18 protein-coding genes are annotated in these 23,090 nt (G+C 33.2%); 3 read left to right on the forward strand and 15 right to left on the reverse strand.

The window, feature by feature from the left end; genetic code table 11:
* Nucleotides 1-17: 17 nt before the first annotated feature.
* A complete protein-coding gene (locus tag FS85_RS0111595; protein WP_010136478.1) occupies nucleotides 18-1,037 on the reverse strand; it encodes a glutamine synthetase beta-grasp domain-containing protein in 1,020 nt (339 codons plus the stop codon).
* Nucleotides 1,038-1,284: 247 nt separating this feature from the next.
* Here FS85_RS0111595 and FS85_RS0111600 point away from each other — a divergent pair, with 247 nt between their 5' ends.
* The gene (locus tag FS85_RS0111600) at nucleotides 1,285-2,472 is read left to right on the forward strand and encodes an AIR synthase related protein (RefSeq protein WP_010136479.1); all 1,188 of its coding nucleotides are present in this window, start codon (nucleotides 1,285-1,287) and stop codon (nucleotides 2,470-2,472) included.
* A 140-nt stretch (nucleotides 2,473-2,612) separates the two neighbouring features.
* Nucleotides 2,613-3,188: a helix-turn-helix domain-containing protein gene (locus FS85_RS0111605; protein ID WP_010136481.1), complete on the forward strand. Its 576-nt coding sequence runs from the start codon at nucleotides 2,613-2,615 to the stop codon at nucleotides 3,186-3,188.
* Between the two features lie 9 nt (nucleotides 3,189-3,197).
* On the opposite strand, the gene pbfA is transcribed toward FS85_RS0111605, so the two are convergent.
* From pbfA to FS85_RS0111650, 9 genes are all read right to left on the reverse strand, one after another.
* A complete protein-coding gene (pbfA, locus tag FS85_RS0111610; protein ID WP_010136482.1) occupies nucleotides 3,198-4,523 on the reverse strand; it encodes a (R)-1-hydroxy-2-aminoethylphosphonate ammonia-lyase in 1,326 nt (441 codons plus the stop codon).
* A 1-nt stretch (nucleotide 4,524) separates the two neighbouring features.
* Nucleotides 4,525-5,208: a phosphonatase-like hydrolase gene (locus tag FS85_RS0111615; protein ID WP_029489445.1), complete on the reverse strand. Its 684-nt coding sequence runs from the start codon at nucleotides 5,206-5,208 to the stop codon at nucleotides 4,525-4,527.
* Nucleotides 5,209-5,217: 9 nt separating this feature from the next.
* Entirely contained in the window at nucleotides 5,218-6,378 is a 1,161-nt protein-coding gene (locus FS85_RS0111620) for a TIGR03364 family FAD-dependent oxidoreductase (protein WP_010136484.1), read from the reverse strand.
* Nucleotides 6,368-7,642, reverse strand: coding sequence for a DUF5690 family protein (locus FS85_RS0111625; RefSeq protein WP_010136485.1), 1,275 nt, complete (start codon nucleotides 7,640-7,642; stop codon nucleotides 6,368-6,370). Before FS85_RS0111625 ends, FS85_RS0111620 begins: the two co-directional genes overlap by 11 nt.
* Before the next feature lie 90 nt (nucleotides 7,643-7,732).
* Nucleotides 7,733-9,322 carry a fibronectin type III domain-containing protein gene (locus FS85_RS0111630; protein WP_010136486.1) on the reverse strand — a complete coding sequence of 530 codons (1,590 nt, stop codon included), beginning with the start codon at nucleotides 9,320-9,322 and terminating at the stop codon, nucleotides 7,733-7,735.
* A gap of 22 nt (nucleotides 9,323-9,344) precedes the next feature.
* The gene (locus FS85_RS0111635; protein ID WP_010136487.1) at nucleotides 9,345-10,610 is read right to left on the reverse strand and encodes a ComEC/Rec2 family competence protein; all 1,266 of its coding nucleotides are present in this window, start codon (nucleotides 10,608-10,610) and stop codon (nucleotides 9,345-9,347) included.
* 8 nt (nucleotides 10,611-10,618) lie between these two features.
* A complete protein-coding gene (locus FS85_RS0111640) occupies nucleotides 10,619-12,286 on the reverse strand; it encodes an alkaline phosphatase family protein (protein ID WP_010136488.1) in 1,668 nt (555 codons plus the stop codon).
* Between the two features lie 8 nt (nucleotides 12,287-12,294).
* On the reverse strand, nucleotides 12,295-13,749 hold the full coding sequence (locus FS85_RS0111645) for a SusD/RagB family nutrient-binding outer membrane lipoprotein (protein ID WP_010136490.1): 1,455 nt from the start codon (nucleotides 13,747-13,749) through the stop codon (nucleotides 12,295-12,297).
* A gap of 20 nt (nucleotides 13,750-13,769) precedes the next feature.
* Nucleotides 13,770-17,078 carry a SusC/RagA family TonB-linked outer membrane protein gene (locus FS85_RS0111650; RefSeq protein WP_010136491.1) on the reverse strand — a complete coding sequence of 1,103 codons (3,309 nt, stop codon included), beginning with the start codon at nucleotides 17,076-17,078 and terminating at the stop codon, nucleotides 13,770-13,772.
* 720 nt (nucleotides 17,079-17,798) lie between these two features.
* Between FS85_RS0111650 and FS85_RS0111655 the strand changes: the two genes are divergently transcribed.
* Nucleotides 17,799-18,173, forward strand: coding sequence for a hypothetical protein (locus FS85_RS0111655; RefSeq protein ID WP_010136492.1), 375 nt, complete (start codon nucleotides 17,799-17,801; stop codon nucleotides 18,171-18,173).
* Nucleotides 18,174-18,531: 358 nt separating this feature from the next.
* Here the strand turns inward: FS85_RS0111655 and FS85_RS0111660 are convergent, their stop codons facing one another.
* From FS85_RS0111660 to map, 5 genes are all read right to left on the reverse strand, one after another.
* Nucleotides 18,532-19,266 carry a flavodoxin family protein gene (locus FS85_RS0111660; RefSeq protein WP_010136493.1) on the reverse strand — a complete coding sequence of 245 codons (735 nt, stop codon included), beginning with the start codon at nucleotides 19,264-19,266 and terminating at the stop codon, nucleotides 18,532-18,534.
* A 289-nt stretch (nucleotides 19,267-19,555) separates the two neighbouring features.
* A complete protein-coding gene (locus FS85_RS0111665) occupies nucleotides 19,556-20,008 on the reverse strand; it encodes a carboxymuconolactone decarboxylase family protein (protein WP_010136494.1) in 453 nt (150 codons plus the stop codon).
* A 64-nt stretch (nucleotides 20,009-20,072) separates the two neighbouring features.
* Nucleotides 20,073-20,654 (reverse strand): Crp/Fnr family transcriptional regulator, encoded by a 582-nt coding sequence (locus FS85_RS0111670; protein ID WP_010136495.1) that lies wholly within the window; start codon nucleotides 20,652-20,654, stop codon nucleotides 20,073-20,075.
* Nucleotides 20,655-20,969: 315 nt separating this feature from the next.
* Nucleotides 20,970-22,013, reverse strand: coding sequence for a T9SS type A sorting domain-containing protein (locus tag FS85_RS16175; protein WP_010136496.1), 1,044 nt, complete (start codon nucleotides 22,011-22,013; stop codon nucleotides 20,970-20,972).
* Between the two features lie 237 nt (nucleotides 22,014-22,250).
* Entirely contained in the window at nucleotides 22,251-23,015 is a 765-nt protein-coding gene (map, locus tag FS85_RS0111680) for a type I methionyl aminopeptidase (protein WP_010136498.1), read from the reverse strand.
* Between the last annotated feature and the right edge of the window lie 75 nt (nucleotides 23,016-23,090).

The raw sequence follows: 23,090 nt of genomic DNA on the forward strand, positions 1-23,090 counted from the left end.
TTTTAATACTTTACAAATTAGCAAACTGTTTTTACAGTTTTGATAATACGTGCAGCAATTTTATATGGATCTCCGTTAGAAGCTGGTCTTCTGTCTTCTAACCATCCTTTGTAACCTTTTTCTACAGCGATAATTGGAATACGGATAGATGCTCCACGGTCAGAAACTCCCCAAGAGAAATCTGTAATGGCAGCAGTTTCGTGCTTTCCAGTTAAACGTTGGTCGTTAAATTCACCATAAACAGCAATGTGCTCTTTTACTACAGGACGGAAAGCTTCACAAATTTCTGCATATTTTTCTTTAGAACCGCAAGTTCTTAATACAGAGTTAGAGAAGTTTGCGTGCATTCCTGAACCATTCCAATCCATATCTTTTCCTAATGGTTTTGGGTGGTACTCAATGTAGTATCCGTAAGATTCTGTTAAACGGTCTAGTAAGTAACGTGCAATCCAGATTTCATCTCCAGCTTTTTTAGCTCCTTTAGCAAACAACTGGAACTCCCACTGTCCACATGCAACTTCTTGGTTGATTCCTTCAAAGTTCAATCCAGCTTCAATACATAAATCTGCATGCTCTTCAACCAATTCACGTCCGTGAGTATTTCTTCCACCTACTGAACAGTAGTACATACCTTGTGGCTTTGGATATCCTCCTCTTGGGAATCCTAAAGGCAATTCTGTTTCAGTATCCATAATAAAGTATTCTTGCTCAAAACCAAACCAGAAATCGTCATTATCATCGTCAATAGTAGCTCTACCATTAGATTCGTGTGGAGTACCATCAGCATTGTATACCTCAGTCATCACTAAGTATCCATTTACTCTTTGTGGATCTGGGTAAATAGCAACTGGCTTTAAAATACAGTCAGAAGAACCACCTTCTGCTTGTAATGTAGATGAACCATCAAAAGACCAGTTTCCAAGTTCTTCTAAGGTACCTTGAAAGTTTTCATGCTCCTCAACTTTGGTCTTGCTTCTTAAGTTTTGAGTTGGTGTGTATCCATCTAACCAGATATACTCTAATTTAATTTTAGCCATAATAAAATATTAATTTAATAAAATGTTTATCTTCTTTTAATTAACCGAAACAAATATATAACAATTATTGAAACATCCAACGAGCAAACTACGTATTTTTACGTAGCAGAGACAATTTTATATTAAAGATGATTTAACACATTCTTAAAACTGTTTTTTATCATACAAATAGGTTGTTCAAAAAATATGTGGTCGCTAAAATTCAAATACCTAAATTTGCAATTCCATAAAAACACGAAATTATATTATGAGCTCGGAAGTAAGTAAAAGATACAGCCAAAGAGGAGTTTCGGCATCTAAAGAAGATGTACACAATGCTATTAAAAATGTAGACAAAGGATTATTTCCCAAAGCATTTTGCAAAATTGTACCTGATTATTTAACACAGGACGAAGATTATTGTTTGATTATGCATGCAGATGGTGCTGGTACCAAATCTTCTTTAGCTTATATGTATTGGAAAGAAACAGGGGATGCTTCTGTATGGAAAGGAATTGCTCAGGATGCTTTAATTATGAATATTGATGACCTACTTTGTGTAGGTGCAACAGACAATATTTTATTATCTTCTACCATTGGTCGTAACAAAAATTTGATTCCTGGAGAAGTAATTTCTGAAATTATTAATGGAACCGAAGAGTTGTTGGCCGAGTTAAAAGATTTTGGAGTAACCATCCATTCTACCGGTGGAGAAACCGCTGATGTAGGAGATTTGGTAAGAACCATTATTGTAGACTCTACCGTTACTGCCAGAATGAAACGAAGTGATGTAGTAGACAATGCCAATATTAAAGAAGGAGATGTAATTGTAGGATTGTCTTCTTATGGACAAGCTTCTTACGAAAGTATGTATAATGGAGGAATGGGATCTAATGGATTGACATCGGCTAGACACGATGTTTTTCACAAGTATTTAGCCGAAAAATATCCTGAAAGTTTTGATGCTGCTGTGCCTAGTGAACTGGTTTATTCTGGAAACACCAAACTTACAGACTCTGTAAAAGATGCTCCTATTGATGCAGGTAAATTGGTATTATCACCTACAAGAACATATGCTCCCATTATTAAAGAAATACTTTCAAAATATACTCCTGAACAAATTCATGGGATGGTACATTGTTCTGGAGGAGCACAAACAAAAATTTTACACTTTGTAGAAAATTTACATATTGTAAAAGACAATCTATTTCCAATACCTCCTTTATTTCAATTGATTCAGGAAAATTCTGGAACTGATTGGAAAGAAATGTATCAAGTTTTTAACATGGGACACCGAATGGAATTGTATGTTCCTAAAGAAATTGCGGATGATATTATTAAAATTTCATCATCCTTTAACGTTGATGCACAAATTATTGGACGTGTTGAAACCGCTAAAGAAGCAGGAAAAAAATCATTAACTATAGAAAGTCCTTACGGAACATTTAATTATTAATTTATTGCTCTATTAGGCAATTTATACAAAACGCTCTTCTTTAAATTAAGAAGAGCGTTTTTGTTTGATTTCTTATCAAAAGAAATCTTTTTTTCTAGGTACAATTTCTTTATTATTGTATTGTTAAGATAAAAAAGAGCATGGACGATTTTCTTATAGGAATTGGAAAAAGAATCAAATCAATTAGAAAGAAAAAAGGAATTACAATTAGCAACCTAGCTAGTACTGCTGGTGTTAGTAACGGACTGATTTCTAGAATAGAAAATGGAAGAACCATTCCATCACTACCTGTTTTATTAGAGTTGATAAGTGCTTTAGAGGTGGATGCAAGTAATTTTTTTGAAGGAGTAGAGAAAAAAACTGGAGCAAAATACATTCTTATAAAAAAAGAAGAAAAACAATTGCTTGAAAAGGAAATAGAAGCCGAAGGTTTTACTTATTTTCAAATCTTTGGAAAAAGCCTAAATGCTGTTGGTTTTGAAGCTGTTGTACTAACTATTTCTCCTAATTCTAAAAGAGAAAAAGTAATAACCGATGCATGGGAGTTTAAATATGTTTTATCTGGATCCTGTGTGTATTTAATAGACAACGAAGAAATTGAAGTAAACCAAGGAGACTCTCTATACTTTAATGGTAGATTGCCTCATGTTCCTATCAATAAAACAAGCACAGACTGCACCATGCTTGTCTTGTATTTTTACTCTGAAAATAATTAGAAAAAAGCTCTATAGAAGCTGTAGTCCAGATTTTAAAGTTTGTAATGTATAATCAATTTCATCTTTGGTAATAATTAAAGATGGTTTTAGATTTAATATATTTCCTTGAATCAACTTAAAAGAAACCCCTCTTTCTAAGCAATAGTTCATTAACTGATGTGCTTTTTGCACAGCTCTTTTTTTAGTGTGTTTACTTTCTACCAAATCTACTCCTAGGTTTAAACCTAAACCTGTTATTGTCCCAACACACTCAAACTCTTCTTGCAACAAGCTTAATTCTTGTTTAAAATAACTTCCTAAAACTTGTGTTTTTGCTACAAGGTCTTGTTCTTCTATACAATCAATAACAGCTTTAGAAACAGCAGCACATAATGGATTTTTTTCGTGTGTATAATGACCAATAGATTTATGAGAAATTACATCTAAGTCTTTTCTTCCTATAATACCTGCATAAGGTACTACTCCACCCCCAAAACCTTTACCTACGACCAATAGATCTGGAGTTACAAAATGCTCTGAAGCAAACATTTTTCCTGTTCTTCCAAAAGCGGTATAGATTTCATCAAAAATTAAAAGAATATCATTCTTACTACATATTTCTTTTACTCTTTGCCAATAATACTTTGTAGGAACAGTTGAATTGTAAAAAATAGGTTCTGTAATTAATGCTGCAATTTCTGTATTATTTTCTACTTGTAGTTCCAATTGTCTTAAATATTCATCGTCTATTTGTTGCGAATCTGTCCATCCCCAAGGATTTCTGTAATAATCTGGTAATTCTAGATGTATGGCTCCTGGCATCATAGGGCCTAAACCTTCTTTAAAATGTTTGTCTGCCCCAATTGAGATTGCCTGAAAACCAGCACCGTGAAAAGTGCCATAATACGATAGTGTTTTCCATTTTCCTGTGGTGTGTTTTGCCAACATAACAGCCATTTCAACAGCTTGAGAACCTCCTGGACAAAACAGTACTTTTTCCAATCCTTGCGGACTTATATTGATAAGTTTTTCTGCAAGTGCAACTGCGGGTTCATTGGTAAATCGTCTTGGAGAAAATGACAATTGATTTTGAAATTGTTTTTGAATGGCTTCATAAATTTTGGGATTGTTGTACCCAATGGTATGCACTCCGTTTCCGTGAAAATCTAAATATTTAGTACCATTCTCATCGTACAAATAAGCCCCTTCTGCTTTGCTAACCACATTAAAAACTGGAGTTGATAGAGATTGATGGTAGAAACTAGCAGCATCTCTGTCTAATAAATTTTGAGCTTGGCTAGACACCGATACTTGATTTCCTAAATTCCTTATATTTTCTCCTTGATTTACACTCATCTTACTTCAAATTATTAATTACTGTATCTAATGCTGCCAAAGAATCTAAAATATAGTCTGGGTTTGCAGTTTCTAATTGCTCTTTGGTTTGTGCTCCCGATAAAACCCCCACGGTTACGCCACAATTTGCATTCTTTCCTTCTTGTATATCTACTGCAGAATCTCCTGCTTTTAGCACCCAAGAAGGGTTTTCTATTCCAAATAATTCCATCGCTTTGTAAATCATATCAGGCTTTGGCCTTCCATTTTTCACATCATCAGCCGTTATTAATGCATCGTAGTGCTGTTCTTTTTTCCAGTTTAATTTTTCTAACAATTGATTGGCAACTAAACTATTGTATCCTGTGTTTAATACTAGTTTAATATTTTTCGTTTTCAATTTTGTAAACATTGCTTCTACTCCATCAATTGCTTGTACATCCAAATTTTGGTAAGCCAAATCCAATGCCTTTTTAAACTCTTGAAAAATAATTTCAGAATTCAATTGGTCAGACAGCTTTAAAAATGACAAAACATCTTTAATTGCTTGATGTTTTTCTTTTCCTGCTCCTAATTGTAAAACCAATTCTAGATTTACCTCTGTGGTATATTTATAAATCGTGTTGTATAGCGTTTTGTAAACCACATTTTTCTCATCAATTGTGGTTCCTGCCATATCAAAAACCACCATTTTTATTTTTGTCATCTGTTCTTATTATCTGTTAATTATGTTGTTTAAACTCATTTCTGAAAAAGCTGGACTTCCTGTCATTCCTTTACCTCCAATTCCTGTTACTATGTGAATGTTTTTTTCTATTTGCTGCTCAAAAACATCCTGTTCTTTACATTGCGAATACATCCCTACCCATCTTTTATCTATCTGATAATTAGGCAAATTCATTATTTTCTTTGATTCTTCTATCATAAAATGGTCTAAGTCTTCATTTCTATCAAACCCTATTAAGTCTGCCTTAACTGCATCTTGATATTCATGAGAGTCTCCCAAAATCACAGAACCATCATTTACTTGTTTAAACAAAATATGCACCCCATATTGATTGTGGTATGCTTCTTTATTTTCCTTATCTTTTATACTTTGAAAAGAAGGACATTCATAAAAAGATTCATACCTTCTTATAGTCCAACCAGTTAAAACAGAAGGTGCTAGTGTATAGTTTTTTTGAGGTTTGGTACGTAACATTTGTAATTTAGACACCACCAAATCACTTTGATTAAATAATTCTGGAAACAAAATTTTAAAATCACTTCCGTTACAAACAATTGCTTTTGATGCTATAAACTTCTGATTGTTAGCTGTTGTTGCAAGTACTTCATTTCCTTTGTCTTCCAAATCTTTTACTGTGTTGTTAGAAAAAAATTCTAATTGATATTTTTCAATCAATAACTTGCGAACTCTATGAATCATTAAGCTAGGATCTACATTCATTTCTTGCGGAAAGAACAAAGCTCCTTTTGCGTATTCCTTCTTTAAACCAGCACAGCATGCTATACTCTGTGCCTGTGTTAACAAATGAGATTCGTAATTATTACTTTTGTTTATTTGTGAAAGTTCTTCTATTAACTGTAGTTCCTCGGTATCAGAAGCTATATAAATACTACCAGACTGCCTAATGGTAATGTCTGTTAGCTGACTGATTTCTTGATAAATTTCTAAACTTTTTCTTCCAATATTTTGCCACTTTAAGTCCATTCCCGAGGGTACTATTTGTCCAAAGTTTCGAACAGTAGCCCCTTGCGGAACCGTATTCTTTTCTAGAAGTACTACTTTTAATCCTTTTTTTAAAGCATGATACGCATGAAACGTTCCTAAAATCCCTCCTCCTACAATAATTAGGTCGTATTTTTTATGATTCATAAATGATGTGTTTTGATTGAGCTGTTATTTTTTGTTTGTTCTTAAAAAAGAAAAATGAGAGCATTGCTACTACAATGGCTAAAACTGAAACCATCAGAATTAGATAAGAAAAGAAGTGTATGTACGAGCTGTTTTTCTCTCCGAAATTTTTGTAAAGCAAAATGCAAACACTACCTAAATAACCAAAAGCATCGGAGATATAAATTAAAAAGCCTACATTTCCTTGAATTTTAAAGGTGGCAATCATTCTATCGTAAAACAATCCCTGAAATGGTATGTAGCAAGCATACATTCCAAAACCAGTACTCATCATCCACCATACAGCATTGATTGTATTTGTATAAAAAAGAAAAGTGGCTAAGGCAATTAAAACTCCTCCAAAAAACAATACCCAATGGTAAATAGCAAAAGCTTTTTTGTTCTTTTTAATAGAACCTATCACTATCATTAATAACAGAACAGAAATTGCAATAGGTATTTCCGAAAAAGAATAAACAGTAATACTATCTACATAACCTAAAGAATCCCAAATTTCTCGTGCAAAATTGTCTCTAAAGTCTCTAACCCCAGTGACAAAAACATAAAAAATAATTATTAATGTTAATGGAATTGCAAATTCTCTATACAGCAAAAAACGTTCATGCTTGTTTAACGGAGCTCTTTTAGACCTTAACTGCTCATCTTCTAAAGAAGGTTTTGGCAACTGCTCTAACAAATAAGCAAAAATTAATAAAGGAAATACAAATAAAGCTCCCACTATAAAGGGCATCCAAAAAGCATTGAAACCCCAAGTATCCATTACAAATTTACCTACAGATTTTACTACTCCTGAAGACACAATAAAGCTAGAGCATAGAATAACCCCTAAGATTTCGGTTGTTTTTCTTCCTTCTAAATATGAGAATACAATTCCCCAAATCATTCCCAATGGCAAACCGTTTAAAAATAAACATAGAATATTGTACGGTGCTGGTACCAAGGCAAAGCCTAATAAGGCAAATTCTGCAAAAGTTATAAAACTTATTAAGTACAGAAAGCGTTTAGAGTTGGGCATTTCGGCAATCCATTTAATTCCTAAAAACTTAGAAAGTGTATACCCTATTACTTGAGCAATAACCAATAGAATTTTATAGTCAATTCCCCAAAATTGTATATCGGAAAAGGTGGCTACTGTAAAAGGTTTTCGGAAAGCATACATACAGAAATAGGCACCAAAAGCTGCTATTGCTGCTTGTAATATAAATTTTAAACGATTTATTTTCATTATAAAAAAAGGAAATAAGTAGCAGCTTTCTAAACTACGAAAGCTGCTTTTCTACTAAAACAAACTCAAAATTCAAATAAATGAAACTTATTATTTTGTGGTGATAAAAGAAGCTGTATCAGACCAGTCACTCCAGTTTAAAAACTGATCTCTGTATCTAACTCTCCAGTAATAAGTAGTGTTTGGCTCTAATCTTTCAAAAGATTCATCGGTTAAATCATCAAACTTTTGACGGTTTTCGTCATAATACCAATTTTCAAACTGTTTCCAACTATTACTTGCTTCTTTAAAGGTTTTGTCTTTAGATAGTTGCCAATGTGAAGCTGCATGAAAAGCTCCCATTCGTTCTCCTTTAAACAAACTTGCTTTTAAAGTGGTTCCTATATAATTTACCATCTTGTTTACAGGAGACAACACTTGGGGTTTTTCTGGTTTTTTAGTGTTTTTAAAGACTGTAATCTCATCAGAAACCTCGTTGTTTTTTACGCCATCTTCTACGTTTCCTCTACTTATTCTTTTTAATGTTAATTTAGGATCTTCTGGATTAGGATCTACCGTAACCATTACAAAACCATAAGCATCTTGAGTAACCGTAAATTCGTTATAATCTCTTCCTTGGTACTCTCCCCAGTTATCAATAGCCCCACCTGCAGAAGCTACATTTACCCATAAATGTTTGTGATCTCTAGATTGCCCTCTAGAATATCCATGCGTATGCCCAAAGAAATGCAAACTTGGTTTTCCTGATGTTTCTGTAAATTCTTCTAACATTTTCACCACTTTTCCTGTAGAATCTTCTTCACCTGGGATCCATAATTCCGATTTGTGTGGATGGTGTAGTTGAGCAAACACAAAATCAATGTCCTTATTCTCTGCAGTTTCTTTAAGTACTGTTGCTAACCATTGGTATTGTTCTTTTAAATCTCTGTACCCATGATTGGAATTCAACCCAATAATTCTAGTATTTCCATAATCTTTATACCACCAGTGTTCGTGATAAGCAGGAGTTCCATTTTCTGGCAAAGAAAAATATTTAAAATAAAAATTAGAATTGCGTTCATGATTTCCTGGCACTGGGTATACTGGAACCTGCGAAAATAAATCTGCAGCTGGAGAAAAAAAATGATCTTTCCATTGATGGTATTTTGCTCCATTTTCTACCAAATCTCCAGGAACCATTACCAAAGCTAAATTTTCGGGCAAACTTCCGTTAAACTCTTTTTCTAAATAAGCAATTACTCCCTGATTTACAATTTCAGAAAATTTATCAGGTTGTCTGTAATCGTACTGCATATCACTCATAGCAACCAAATTAAAGGTAGTTGCTTCACTAGAAAAAGGAGGGGTTTTAAATTCATGAATATCAGAAGTCAATTCTCCTGTTTTTACACGGTAATAATACTTGGTAAACTTTTTTAATCCAGTTAATTTTACTTCGTGCAATCTTGCTGCTCCATAAGTTACTTTAGAACTGCTACCTGTAGTTGCATGTTTTAGTTTTTTGCGTGTTCCCCACTCTACCACACTCTCTTCCCCATCCGTAGTTTCCCACATAATTTTTATAGAGGTAGGTTCTGCATCTTGCAAGTATGGTTTTACCAAAAAATCTATTTTTTTCTGTGCAAACATACATTCTACAATTCCGATAAGTAACAACCCTAAGATTCTATTATTTTTCATTTTTAATTTCTTTTTGATGATTTTATCTTGAGATATACGGACCAAATTCAGACAAAACTTCTCTTGTTTCAGAAGCATCGTTTAGCACGTATATTTTGTAATGACTCCCTCCTTTAGCAACTCTTACCACTACATGTCCTTTTTGGCTTTTGTACTGATCCAATTGACCTCCAATTACTTCTTTTGCTCCTCTAAGCATTACAGTAGAAAAAAGATCTCTTTCTCCTGGGTACAAAGCTTTAGAAGTAATTCTTCTTAACACTTCTTCTCCTGGATGATCTGCTGTCCAGTTTTGTTGAATCCATACCCTTGGACGAAGAGTACGAACGTAATAAGGGTTTTGTGAATCTCTATTTCCATGATGATTGAGCGTGGCTACATCAACAGCACCTATAACAGGAGCTACATGAGACTCTACTGCATCTAAATCCATTTGTCCCAAACCATCAATTCCAGAAATATCTCCTCCAGTAAAGTAGTTAAATGGACCATAATCTATACGAATACAGTTGCTCAATGCATTTTCATTAGGAAAACTTCCTTTGGCAAACAATCGATAAGTTTTATTTTGTACTCCAGTCCAGATGACACCATTAGAAGCAATGTTTTGTATAGAAAAATCAGGATACGAATCAGGTTTTCTTGTTAGCACTATTTGCTTTTTTTCTCCTACATTCAACGTCTCATGTTTCATTCCTTTTTTTTCTTGATGCTCGATAAATTTCCAATATTCTTTTAGGGTAGGTATTAATTGGTATTTATCTTTTGCATATCGATCTAAAGATTGAATGCTTGAATCTTTTAAGTCTATTGGATCTGTATAACCTCTATCTATCATTTTTTTAATGGATAACATAGTTCCTACTTCTGTAATTCCGGTTAATTGATATCCTCCTTTAGCAATGGTTCTTAATGTATCTACTTCGCCAAAATGATCGTCATGGTAATGTGTTATCAACGCATAATCTAACTTTGTTTTTTGTTGATTGGGTGCAAATTGTTGTATGTAATCCACAATCCATTGTGGAGCGGTTTTGCTTGCATTTGGCATTAGTTTGGCATTTCTAGGGGAATGTGTTCTTGCATGTGTCTCCGACATATCTCCTGCATCAATCAACATTGTAGTACCATCTGGCATTACAACAAAGGCTGCATCTCCTCTACCTGTATGAATATGGTGTATGTCTAAAAAACCTTCTTGCCAAACAGGAAGTTCAAGTTTTTGAGCATTCACCAAAAAACTAGTACAAAACAATACTATAAAGACTTCTAATTTTTTATACTGCATGGTTAAACTTATTTGGTTAAATGCAATTTATCTATAGGAATAATTTGTTTTAGTACTTCATTTCCTTTGTATTTTACATCTAAATGGTAACCACCACCTCCATTAAAAAATTCAACTTTAATCAAGTGTTTTCCTTTGGTTAATTCTATAGAGCCACTTCTTTCCTGCACTCCATGATCCCCATCATTATCTACAATCAAACGATTGTTTACGTATAACTTACTTCCATCGTCACTATTGGTAAAAAAATGATACTTTCCTGGCTTATCAATCTGCAAATAACTTTGATACACAATCGCTACTTGTTCCGATTTGATTCCTTCTTTTATCACATTCTTGTGAGAAAAATTAAGAGTAGCACCTTCTTTTATTACGCTTAAAGAATTAAAGTCAGGTAATTTTTCTAACTTTTGGCCGTAATAAATTTGATATTTTACAGGGTTTTCTTTGTCTTTAGGTGCTATTCTAAAATTCCCTAAAGTTAACTTACTTTTTTGCATGCCTTTTTCAAAAACAGCTGCTTTTATCAAACTTGTTTGTTTAATGTAAAACGTGTCTTTATATACGGTGCTATTTTCAAATGAGATTTCCTTTTGATTAATTACAAAACGTACTTCTCCTTTATTGCTAGGATTTTGCATTACTACAGCCACAGAATCTGCTTTGTAAACTCCTCCTGATGCTTCAAAATATCCCATATCAGGAAGTATTTTTGGAGCAACAGTTTGTTCTACACGTTGATAACGTAGTGTAGGTTTTGGGTTTCCAATAAAAGCTCCTTTTACAGGTCTTCCAATCCAAGCTTGTGGAGTTTCTAAACCAAAAGCATAAGCAACGGTAGCAGCATTGTCGTATTGATAAACGGTTTCTTCTATAGCATATCCTTTTTTAATTCCGGCTCCAAACATCACAAATGGAATTTCAACTTCCGCCAAACTTTCTCCTCCATGCCCGTAGCCCAAACCTCCATGATCTGCCGAAACAATAAACAAGGTTTTGTTATACATTCCATTTTTTTTGGTAGCTTCTATTACCTTACTTATCAAAAGATCTGCTTTTTCTACAGATTTATAGTATTCTGAACTTCCATGTCCCATGCTATGTCCTGCATGATCTACATGGTCTAAATGGACAAATGTAAAATCAGGTTGGTGCTTTTCTAAGTAAGAAATAACATCTTTTATAGTTCCATCTTCGTGGTCACCATCAATATCAAAATCAACTTCTTCTTTATCAAACAAACGTCCAAAACCATCCCAATCGTAAATAGCTCCTATATGACTTTTAGGCTTTTGATCTCTTAATAGAGTAAAAATTGTTGGAAACCTTCCGTTTTTTGTTGCTACCATAGTAGGCAATACATGGTCTGTTATTTCCCAGCCGTTAGAAGTAACTCCGTGTTGTTCGGTATCAGCCCCCATTATCATGCTCGCCCAATTGGAACTTGAACTAGACGGAAGAACACTTCTTGCGTACATAGTTGAAGCCCCATTGGCTATCATAGTGTCTAATGTTGGTGTATTTGCTTTTTGAATACCGTTTGGACTCATTCCATCAACTCCAATAACAATTACATGATCTATTCCGTTAGGAATGTTATTGCTTTCTGTAGATTGGGTACAAGACCACAGGGATGTTGCCACCCCTATGATTGTACCTAACATTATTTTTTTCATATGTTTAATTAATTTTCCCACCAAACTTTGGTTGTAATTTCATCTTCTCCTATTCTACTTACCGCTTGGTTATAGTTTTCAGCATTTAAAGCTTGTTCTTTACTTGGGTATTCAAACCTACTAGGATAGGTTGCATAAAAAGCATCAGGACCTGGAGCAATGGTATTCGGAAATCCTGTTCTTTTAAATTCAATAAACCCTTGAAAGTCTGTGTAAAAAAGAGAGATGTATTTTTGATTGGCAATTATTTCTAATGTATTATCGAAAGCCACTTCTGCTCTTGTTAGATAATCCACAGGCATGTCTATACCCCAATAATTAAAGTTAGAAGTAATTCCTTCTTGATACAATGTAGCTGCATCTGTAGCTATCCAACCTCTTTGTGCTGCTTCGGCTAAAATAAATTTCACTTCACCATGCAACATCAATCTAGCTTGATTTGCATTGGGTTGTAAATAAAAATAATCTAACCTAAACTTTGATAAAAAAGCATCTCCTCCTTTGTATTCATAAGCAGGTCCATCTACAATTCCGTTTTGCATTCCCTCATAAACAGGAGTTCCTTTTTCAACAGAGTTGGCCGTAGGATCTGCAAAAAACTCTAACCTAGGATCGTCTAATCTTTTTAACAAGCCTACAAAGTTTTCAGAAATACGATATTCATTATAAGATCCTACTCTATAAACTGATTCTTCTGTTACAGGATGTGCATCAGGATTTGCATTTAAAAAGGTTAAGGCTGCATTGTCATCATTAGATTCCATTACTGGATATTGTGATGGATTGTTGTATATAGCTGCAATTTCAGAAGCTGCTTTAGAAGCATTAACTTCACTTAACCTTAACGCCAATCGCAATCTTAGAGAGTTTGCAAATTTTCTCCATTTTTGCAAATCTCCATCAAACAATAAATCTCCTCTAATTGCTAAAGAACTTTCTGACAATGTAATATTGGCTTCTTCCAACAACTGTAACATACCATTGTAAATTTCTTCTTGCGTATCGTATACAGGAGTTCCATTGCCTTCTGCTGCTTGGTTTACTTCGCTAAAAGGAATATCTCCCCAGATATCGGTTAATAAGCTAAACAACCACGCTTGCATTACTTTAGAAACCCCTTGGTAGCTTGTATTTTCTTCTGCTATGGCAATTTTTTCTAATTCTTTGGCATCTCTAATAGCCAAAAAGTAAGTATTCCATGTTCCTGACTGGTCGCCCCAATCAAACAAATCAAAAGAAGTAAATACAATTCTTGCTCCGTATTGCCCCATCAAATTACCTTCGCTCCACGCAGCACTTACAGAGGTTCTAATTGCATTTCTTTGCAAATTGGTTAATAATAATTCTGGATTTTTATTGATGTTTAAGGCAACATCAGGATTGTCGTTTGATACATCAAACTCTTCACAACTGGTACACATCAGTCCAATTGCCAATAAAGTTAAAAAGGCTATTTTTTTCATTTTAATCTTCTTTTGGTGGGTTAAAATTTAGCATCTAATGCAAATCCGAAACTTCTTGTTGTAGGTACCGTAGCATTTTCTACACCAGGTACGTATTTACCACTTCCAAAGGATAACAATTCTGGATCTCCGTGGTTAAAGTCTTTTGCCCACAACCATAAATTGTTTCCGATTACTGAGAACGTTAAACTGCTTAAGCTTAAGTCTTTGGTCCATTTGGATGGTAAATTGTATGTCAACCTTGCTTCTCTAAGCTTTACAAACGTTGCATCATACATCCCTTCGGTGTCGTTGCTTCTTCTGTATCTGTTGTTGTGGTATGCGTTTGCAGGTACAATTTTAGTATTAGGAACATAGGTTCCGTCTTCTAACTGCATTACACCAGCTCCAATTACTCCATCAGTTTTAGTAACTCCAGCATCGTCTACATAACTTAATCCTGAGTCTGTAATTCCATCGTGTGCTCCTCCAAATTCTGGAGCTCTACCCCATAAAGTTTCTTTAATATTTCCTGATGTTGCTGCAATTAACCTTGTTCTAGAAAGCATATCTCCACCTTGTCTCCAATCAAACAAAAAGCTTAATTTAAAATTTTTGTACTGTATAGCGTTGTTCCATCCTAAAGTAAAATCTGGATTAAAGTTTCCTATCTTTCTAAGGGTATTGTCTTGTTGTACCAAACCTTCGTTAAAGATTACTTCTCCGTAGTATGGACTTTCTTTATCTTCTACTTTTTTAAGACCTGTACCCCACATATCACCCAAAGAACCTCCTTTTTCTGCAACTAAAGTAATTCCATTTCCTCCGTATACGTATTGATCTACTCCGTCTACTAATTCTAAAATTTCATTTCTGTTTAATCCAAAATTAAAGGTGGTATTCCACTTTAAATCTTCTGTTTTGTATGGTGTAATGTCTAGTAAAATTTCTAATCCTTGGTTTCTAATTTTACCAGCGTTTATAATTCTAGAGGTTTTTCCAGAAGTTGATGGCAATTCAATTCCTAAAATTTGGTTTTTAGACACGGTATTGTAGTAGGTTGCATCCAAAGAAATTCTGTTAGATAAGAATCTTAAATCTGTTCCTAATTCTACCGAAGTTTGTATTTCTGGTTTTAAGTCTGCATTGGCCAATTGATTTGATGGACTAGCTGTAGGGTTTGTTCCTACTGGAGCTCCTAAAATATAAGGATCTGCTAATCTAAACGGATTGGTATCACTACCTACTTGTGCCCATCCTGCTCTAACCTTAGCAAAAGAAAGTACATCATTAGTGTTGGCTTGTTTTAAAATAGCCGCCAAAGATGCCGAAGGATAAAAGTAAGAGTTGTTTTGAGATGGCAATGTAGAAGACCAATCATTTCTTGCAGTAATATCTAAGAAATAAGTATCATCCCATTCCATATGAGCAAACCCATACAGAGAGTTGATTTGTTTTTCTGGACGATCTGAACGTTGTACCAAAGCTCCATCAGCATTGTTAAAAGAATAGATTCCTGGTAACAATAACTTGTTGGCCATTAAAGAATTGAAATGATTTCTTTGTATCATTTGGTTCCCCCCAAAGTTGAAGCTTATCCCTAATTTTTCTTGAAACGTTTTGTTGTAAGTTAACAAAAAGTCCATATTGGTTTCTTCAAAATTGATTTTATCTTCTCTATATTGTCCGTTTGGAAAACGTTGAGTAGAATAGGCTCTTTTCATAAAACGATACTCCGAGAAAAAATCTCTACCTCCACGTAACATTAATTTTAAATCTTTTGTAAAATCGTACGTAGCCGATATGTTTCCAATAATTCTATCCTTAGACAAACCATTCGTGTTTTCGTACATGGTAAAGTATGGGTTGTCGTGATAGTTGTAATTGTAGTTGTACTGCTGAAACCCTTCTAAACCAGGCTGCCAGTAATCTTTTAAACTTCTTACATCAACATTTTGTCCCCACCAAGTAAACAAATACATCACTGATTCTGTTCCATATCCATTTACGTGACGGTTGTCAGAATCCGTTTTGATATAGTTTACTTTTGAAGATATTTTTAACTTATCTCCTATTTGATAATCTCCTGATAAAGACACTGTATTTCTTCGCAGATCTGTATTTGGTAAAATACCTTTGTTGTCTAAATTAGTGTATCCTACTCGGTAATTTCCTTTGTCATTAGAACCGTAAAACGAAATGCTGTTGGTAGCTGTAGTTCCAGTTTCTAAAAAGTTTTCTAAAGGGTTTCCTGCATATACAAAAGGGGTTGGAGTAATGGTTCCTCTTCTGTTTAAGTCTACTCCTGAGGGTCCTAAAATAAAATCCAATCCATGTACATCTCCTCCTCTTAAACCATTGCTAGTAGGAGAATCGTGTTGTGCAATCAATCGTCCATCCATACGCGGTCCCCAAGATTCATCTACGCCATCATAAGTTCCGTTTCCATATCCATCAACAAAAGAAAAATCAAAGTTTTTACCCTGACCGTATACATTTTGATATTCTGGAACTTTAAGAGCGTTTTCGAAAGTAAGTTTAGAGCTCACAGAAACACCAAACTTTTGTCCTTTTCCTGATTTGGTAGTAATGATAATTGCTCCGTTGGCAGCTCTAGAACCATACAGTGCTGTTGCGTTTGCTCCTTTTAACACCGATACAGACTCTACATCTTCTGGATTGATTTCTGCCCCTCCGTTACCAAAATCTATGTTCATATTGCTTGCACCTCCTAAGGTATTGGTTCTTGTATCAGTGGTATTGTTAATAGGAATACCATCAACTACAAATAACGGTTGATTGTCTCCTGCCATAGAAGAATACCCTCTTATTACCACCGATGAAGACTGCCCCGCTCCTGTACCATTGGTTACCACCTGAACCCCTGCAGTTCTACCTGATAGGGTACTTACAAAGTTAGTGCTGGTAGATTGAGACAACTCTTCTCCTTCTACTTTTTGAAAAGCATATCCTAAAGATTTCTCATCTCTAGCAATGTTTAAAGCTGTTACCACAACTTCATCTAAAGACTCTAAATTTGCTTTTAAAGCAATGGTACCTAAGTCTTTTATTTCACCTCCAGCTAGTTTTAACGTCATTGATTTTGTTTCGAAACCAATAGAAGAAAATTCTAACTGAATACTTCCTGATGGTACTTTTTCTAATAGAAAATTTCCATCAAAATTAGTCATAGTACCTTTTGCAGTACCTTTTACTAACACATTTACTCCAATTAAAGGAGAAGATGTAGCATCGACCACCACACCTTTTACTCCGCTTCTTTGAGCAAATGCATTTCCGTAAAATAGAATACCAATTAAAATAACTAGTACTTTGCAATTTGTTTTCATTGTTTAGTTTTTACATTAATTAAAATTTGCATTTCAAAACAACTCAATATTTTACCATATGTAAAAAATGATATGTTATCAAAAAATGATGAAAACGAAACTTAAACGTAAACCTAACATTAAGAATGTTAACGTAGAACTTAACAATTAACAATCATAAGTACCAAAAAGCTAGTGTTTACTAGTTATTATGAATTGTATGCTTTTTGTAAAACGAAATTTTATATTTAATCATTTGTTTACTTAGAGTATGTTGAAGTAAAAAATAAAAGCATTGATTTTACAAATAGTAAATATTACCTTGTATAGATATCGTTTTTTACCCATCAACAGAAAACGATAAAAATCATATTTTAGAAAAAGGATGCTGCTTATTTTTGTATACACCTACCCATATTACAAAAAACAATAAGATGTTACAAAACCACAACAAATTACTTAGAAATACCTTATATTTTTTTATTAAAAGAATGTTGATGAAATTTAAAAATTATCAGAAATACACCGTTCTATACAATTTGCACTTAATTAGCTAGTTTTTTAGATTATTTTTAGCTTGATAAGTATTCCTTATAGGCATTTATGAAGGTGTCATGAAGAATGTATAGAAATAATTAAAGTACTATATTTTTAAGTTTTTTGTTTTTATGATAAAAATCATACTAGTAGGTTTTTGACTATTGTATCTTTAGATATCTAAACCCCATAAATAGCCCCACTATGAAACCGAAGACTAAACTTTATTACTGTAAAACTAAATTAGATGCTTATTTTCTAAAAAACATCATACAGAAAATACGTACTATTCCTGTAGAAATTGTTTATGAGTCTACGGGATATGTATTGTTAGTAAAGCCAGAACATTACAGAATTGCTAATGTTATTGTTGGTAATGAAAAATACGTGCTACCCAGTAATTACTTAAAAAGATTAAAAAAAGAAAAAGAAGAAAATCTGGCAATTACCTCCAACCCTAACACCCATATATTTTCCGATGTTGTTCTAAACCTTAAAAATAAAATGTGTGCTTTGCATCATGTACTTCAGTCGCATTCTTTGAATACTATTCATCATAATTTACATATGGTGAATTAACCCCTTTGTTTTAGGAATAATGTTAGAATGGAGTTAAGACTTTTTAGTTTTAGCTTCATTCTTTTTTGTTTTAAATCTTTATTTGCTATTCATTAAAGCAAAAGCTATTGTAAATCAACACGTTAAAAACAAGACACCGAAATCGTTTTCGGCTAAAACGAAAACGATTTCGGTATTAAACATCTCTTTTTCAATAAATTAACACATTAATTTTGGAGTAAAATAAGCAAAAAGTTACTTTCTAAAAATATTATTTAAGTCTATTACTTAAAGCAACCCTACCCTTAAATTACATTTACCTCTATGCTATGAGAAGTCAAAATGTAATATTTTGACTTCTTTTTTAATTGGTTGAAGTTTAACGATATTCAGGATTTTCAAAATTCCATTGTTCCCCAGATTGCCAATCTTTAATAGAATTTCCGTAATTGCTGTAACCTTTTTGTTGCTTTAATATGGTTGCCAAATGCAATAAATTGTAGGTCATAAACGTAATATTTTTGTTAGTAAAATCACTATCAAAACCTGCAGGGTTTTTGAGTTGTTTTCCTTGCCATTCAACATCTCCGTAACTAGGTCCTGGTCCAATTTTACCAATCCATCCGCAATCTGCCTGTGGTGGAATAGAATATCCTATATGTTGCATCGCATACAAAATTCCCATAGCAGCATGTTTCAATCCGTCCTCATTTCCTGTAATCATTGTTCCTGCTACTTTACCGTAGTACACATATTGTCCTTTTTCGTTTCTTTGGCCGCTCATGGCATACAATCGTTCAATAAGTTTTTGAGCCATCGAAGATTTTTCTCCTAACCAAATAGGCGTTCCTATTACTAATATATCTGCTTTTTCTACTTTTTTGAATATGCTTGGCCACTCATCTTCTCTCCATCCGTGCTCGGTCATGTCTGGGTATACTCCACTTGCTATTTCATGGTCTACTAAACGAATTTCATCAACAGTTACTTTTTCGTTCATCATGATATTCTTGGAAACCTGAATTAAAGTAGCTGTATGACTTTTGGCGGGGGATTTTTTTAAAGTACAATTGATATAAAGACAGTTTAATTGACTAAAGTCTGGTTTGTTCATAGCGTTTTTCTTTTCCTTAATTTTGTTTTGTTTGTTGATAAAATTACAGATTTAAAAAAAAATCTTCTCACACCATTTGTTGATTTTAAACAATTTTCTTTTTTAATATGATAACTCTTTTTAAATTCAACAAAAAACTGTTACACACTTTCTCCTATATAATTACTTTCAGTTTTTTTGTTTACAGCAAATTCATAAAAGAACAAGGAAAATAATGGATAGGATTTTTCTGTTTTTTATCAGTAATTGCAACTTAACTCTCCCCTACTAATTTGCTCTTAAAACAGTATTATTTATTTACTTGATAATTACCTGCTTCAATTTGAAACGTTTTCATTAGTCTTGTCCAAGTATTTATCTGAGCAATTCCCATGGTCAACATGGCTATTTCTTTCTTTTTAAAATGCTTTTCTATAACCTTATAGTCTTCGTCCCCTATAGGTTTTCCATTTAGTTTGGTTAATTTTTCGGTAAAATGCAATACTGCTTTTTCTTTTTCCGTAAAATCACGAGATTCTTCCCAAACCATTAGTAAAGATAAACGTTGATTGGTTTCGCCAAGATGTATTAGTTCTTTGTAATGCATATCTATACAATATGCACAGCCGTTTAATTGGGCTACTCTTAACCGCATTAGTTCTAATACTTGCATTTCTATGGTTGAATTGTTGATGTATTGTTCTAGCTCCATCAATTTACCAATCATTTCTCTAGGAATTTCTTTAAAGCCTATTCGCTCCATTTTTGTTTTGTTTTAAATTCAAAACAAAGATAGTTTCAGAAAAAAACAATAAAATTAAGATATCTTAAGAAACGTGTTTTGATTTTATAGCACTTAGGTGTTCTGGAGTTATTTCTAAATACGAAGCAATCATATATTGTGGAACGCGTTGTATAAAATCAGGAAAAGCTGAGGAAAATTGCTGATACCTATTTTTACTATCTAAACTAAGATAAAATTCACTATGCTTTTGAATTGCAATAAGCCAGTTTTCTGTTATTTTTCTAAAAACACGTTCTAACTTAGGAATGTTAGAAAAAGATTTTTCAAGTTCTGAATTGCTTATCTGTAAGATTGTAGTGTCTTCTAACGCTTGAATATAACTTTTTGAAGGTATTTCTTCTTTATAACTACTCCAATGGGTAAGCCACCAATGCTCTATTGCAAACTGAGTTATTTTTTCGTTTCCTTTATTATCTATATAAAAAACTCTAATCAACCCATTTGTAACAAAGTACTGATGCTTGCACGTTTTTCCAGCTTCTAAAATGTATTCCGATTTTTTAAACTTTCTTTCTTCAAACTGTTTGTAAAAATCGTCAATTTCTAAAGTTGATATATCTGCATAACGCTTTAAATATAAAGCCAATTGCTCTTTCGCTTTCAATTTGTAATGTTTTATGATTGTTAATTTGTATTAGGATAGTTGCTTGTAAACATTATAAAAACAAACCTATATAGATTTAAATAACTACCAACTAAAATTAAAGAACTTTGTATAATTAAAAAAAGTTTTTGTTTTGGGAATACTTAAAATGCTTCTTTATCCTTTCTATCAAAAAAATGTTTTCTTTTTTAAAGGTTGTGCATAATTACGAAAACTGTTAAAAACCTATAATCAACCATTTATAAAACAAAAAACAGTCTTTTTTAAGACTGTTTTTAATTGCACTAAGCTGTAGTTCTGTAAAAACAACGCTTTTTATTTCTTACTAAATTTAAAAGTGGTTCCGTTATTCAATACCAATACGTACAACCCTTCAGATAAATTTCTTACATCTATTTTTTTTCCATCAGAAATATTCCCTTTCTTAATTTCAGATCCTAAAATATTATAAATTCTATACGATTCTTCAGTTTTTAAATTTAATAGCTGAATAAAATCACTGGTTGGGTTAGCAAACATCTTAATTTTTTGTGTTTTTACATTAGTTGTTGCCGATAGCGTAGCAAACGAAAATTTAGATATTCTATTCCCATAAGCTTCTGATATGTAAAGTTCATTTTCATTTAATATTAACCCAACAGGTCCATCAAGTTCAGTAATTATATCTGTAACTGTTGGGGTTGTTCCTGAAAAATCTATTTTAGATACTTTATTCTCTCCAAAACTTGTTACATAAAGCTCCTGTCCTTTAAATACCATTGCAGAAACATTACTTACTCTATCTATAATCTCCGTAACTGTTGGTGTAGCTTCCAAAAGGTTTATTTTAGAAATTTTATCATTAGACATTTCACATACGTAAAGGTCATTGTCTTTTAAGACCAAATCAATAGGACTTTCTAAATCAGTTACAAAGTCTATAGCTGTTGGGGTGGTTGCAGAAAGGTCTATTTTAGAAATTTTATTAGTATCATATTCAATTACGTAAAGCATATTTTCTTTAACAACCATTTCTGTGGGGGTTCTTAATCCTGTAACAATATCGGTAAGTGTTGGACTGGTTGCAGAAAGATCTATTTTAGAAATTTTACCACCTCCGGCTTGACTTATATAGAGCTCATCACCATTTAAAGTTAAGCCCCAAGGGCCATCTAAGTCCGTTAAAAATTCGGTAGCTGTTGGGTTGCTTGCCGAAATATCAAGCTTAGATATCCTTGCACCATTCAATTCTGCTATATATAAGTTGTTTCCGTGTAGAGCTAATCCAACGGGGTTAGCGACTTCTGTTATAACTTCGGTTTGTGCGCTTGTATAGAAAAATGCAAATAATAATACTGTTAAGAGGTAGATTTTTTTCATTGTTTAATATTTGTAAATAATTTTAAAAACCGTAAAAATAATGCAAACATTAAATGAATTCTCTACTCCCTAAATTGATCTTCATCAAATTAAGAATCTTTAAAATTGTAACGATCTTGGTTTAAGCTAGGTATCAATTAGTTAAACTTGCCATAAATAAAAAAACAGTTCTTAAAAAGAACTGTTTGTGTTGAATCATACTACTAATTTGTAATAGGTACACTACATGCTCCTATTTTACCTCCAAATTCCGTTAGCTTCCGTTAAAATTGTTGGTTTGTTGTCTGTTACCAATATCGTTTGTTCGTGTTGTGTAACATAACCTCCCTTATCCCCTACCAAAGTCCAACCATCATTCAATTCTACAGCGATGGTAGATCGGGTTGCAATAAAAGTCTCTATAGCAACGGTAGTGTTTTTCTTAAACCTTTCTCTGTTGGTTTTAACTCTATAATTTAAAATATTTTCTGGTTCTTCATGCAGACTTCTTCCTACCCCATGACCAGCTAAGTTTTTAATTACCTTATAACCGTGTTTTTTTGCTTCCGTTTCTATTATATATCCTATTTCAGAAATTTTAACTCCTCCTTTAATCTTATGGATGGCTTTGTGCAAAATATTTTTAGAAGCATCTACAAGAGGTTGGTGATTGTAAATGTCTTTGCCAAGAACAAAAGAACCTCCATTATCTGACCAAAATCCATTCAATTCTGCAGATACATCAATATTAATCAAGTCTCCTTCTTTTAAAATTTTTGTTTCAGATGGAATTCCATGAGCTGCTTCTTCATTTACACTAATACAAGTATATCCAGGAAAACCGTAAGTTTCATAAGGAGCTGATTTTGCTCCGTAACTTTTTAAAATCTCTCCTGCGTATGCATCCAGTTCTTTGGTAGACATGCCAACTTTTGCATAGGCTCTCATTAGTTTTAGTGTCGTTCCTACAACTTCACTTACTTTTTTCATTCCTACTAATTCTGATTCTTTTGTTATAGACATCTTTTGGTTGTTTTTATTGGCTGTAAGTGTATTTAAAAGTTGTAAAAGTACTATTAACCTTAAGAAACCACAATA

It is taken from the genome of Ochrovirga pacifica, assembly GCF_000220525.1.
GTDB classification, from domain to species: Bacteria; Bacteroidota; Bacteroidia; order Flavobacteriales; family Flavobacteriaceae; genus Ochrovirga; species Ochrovirga pacifica.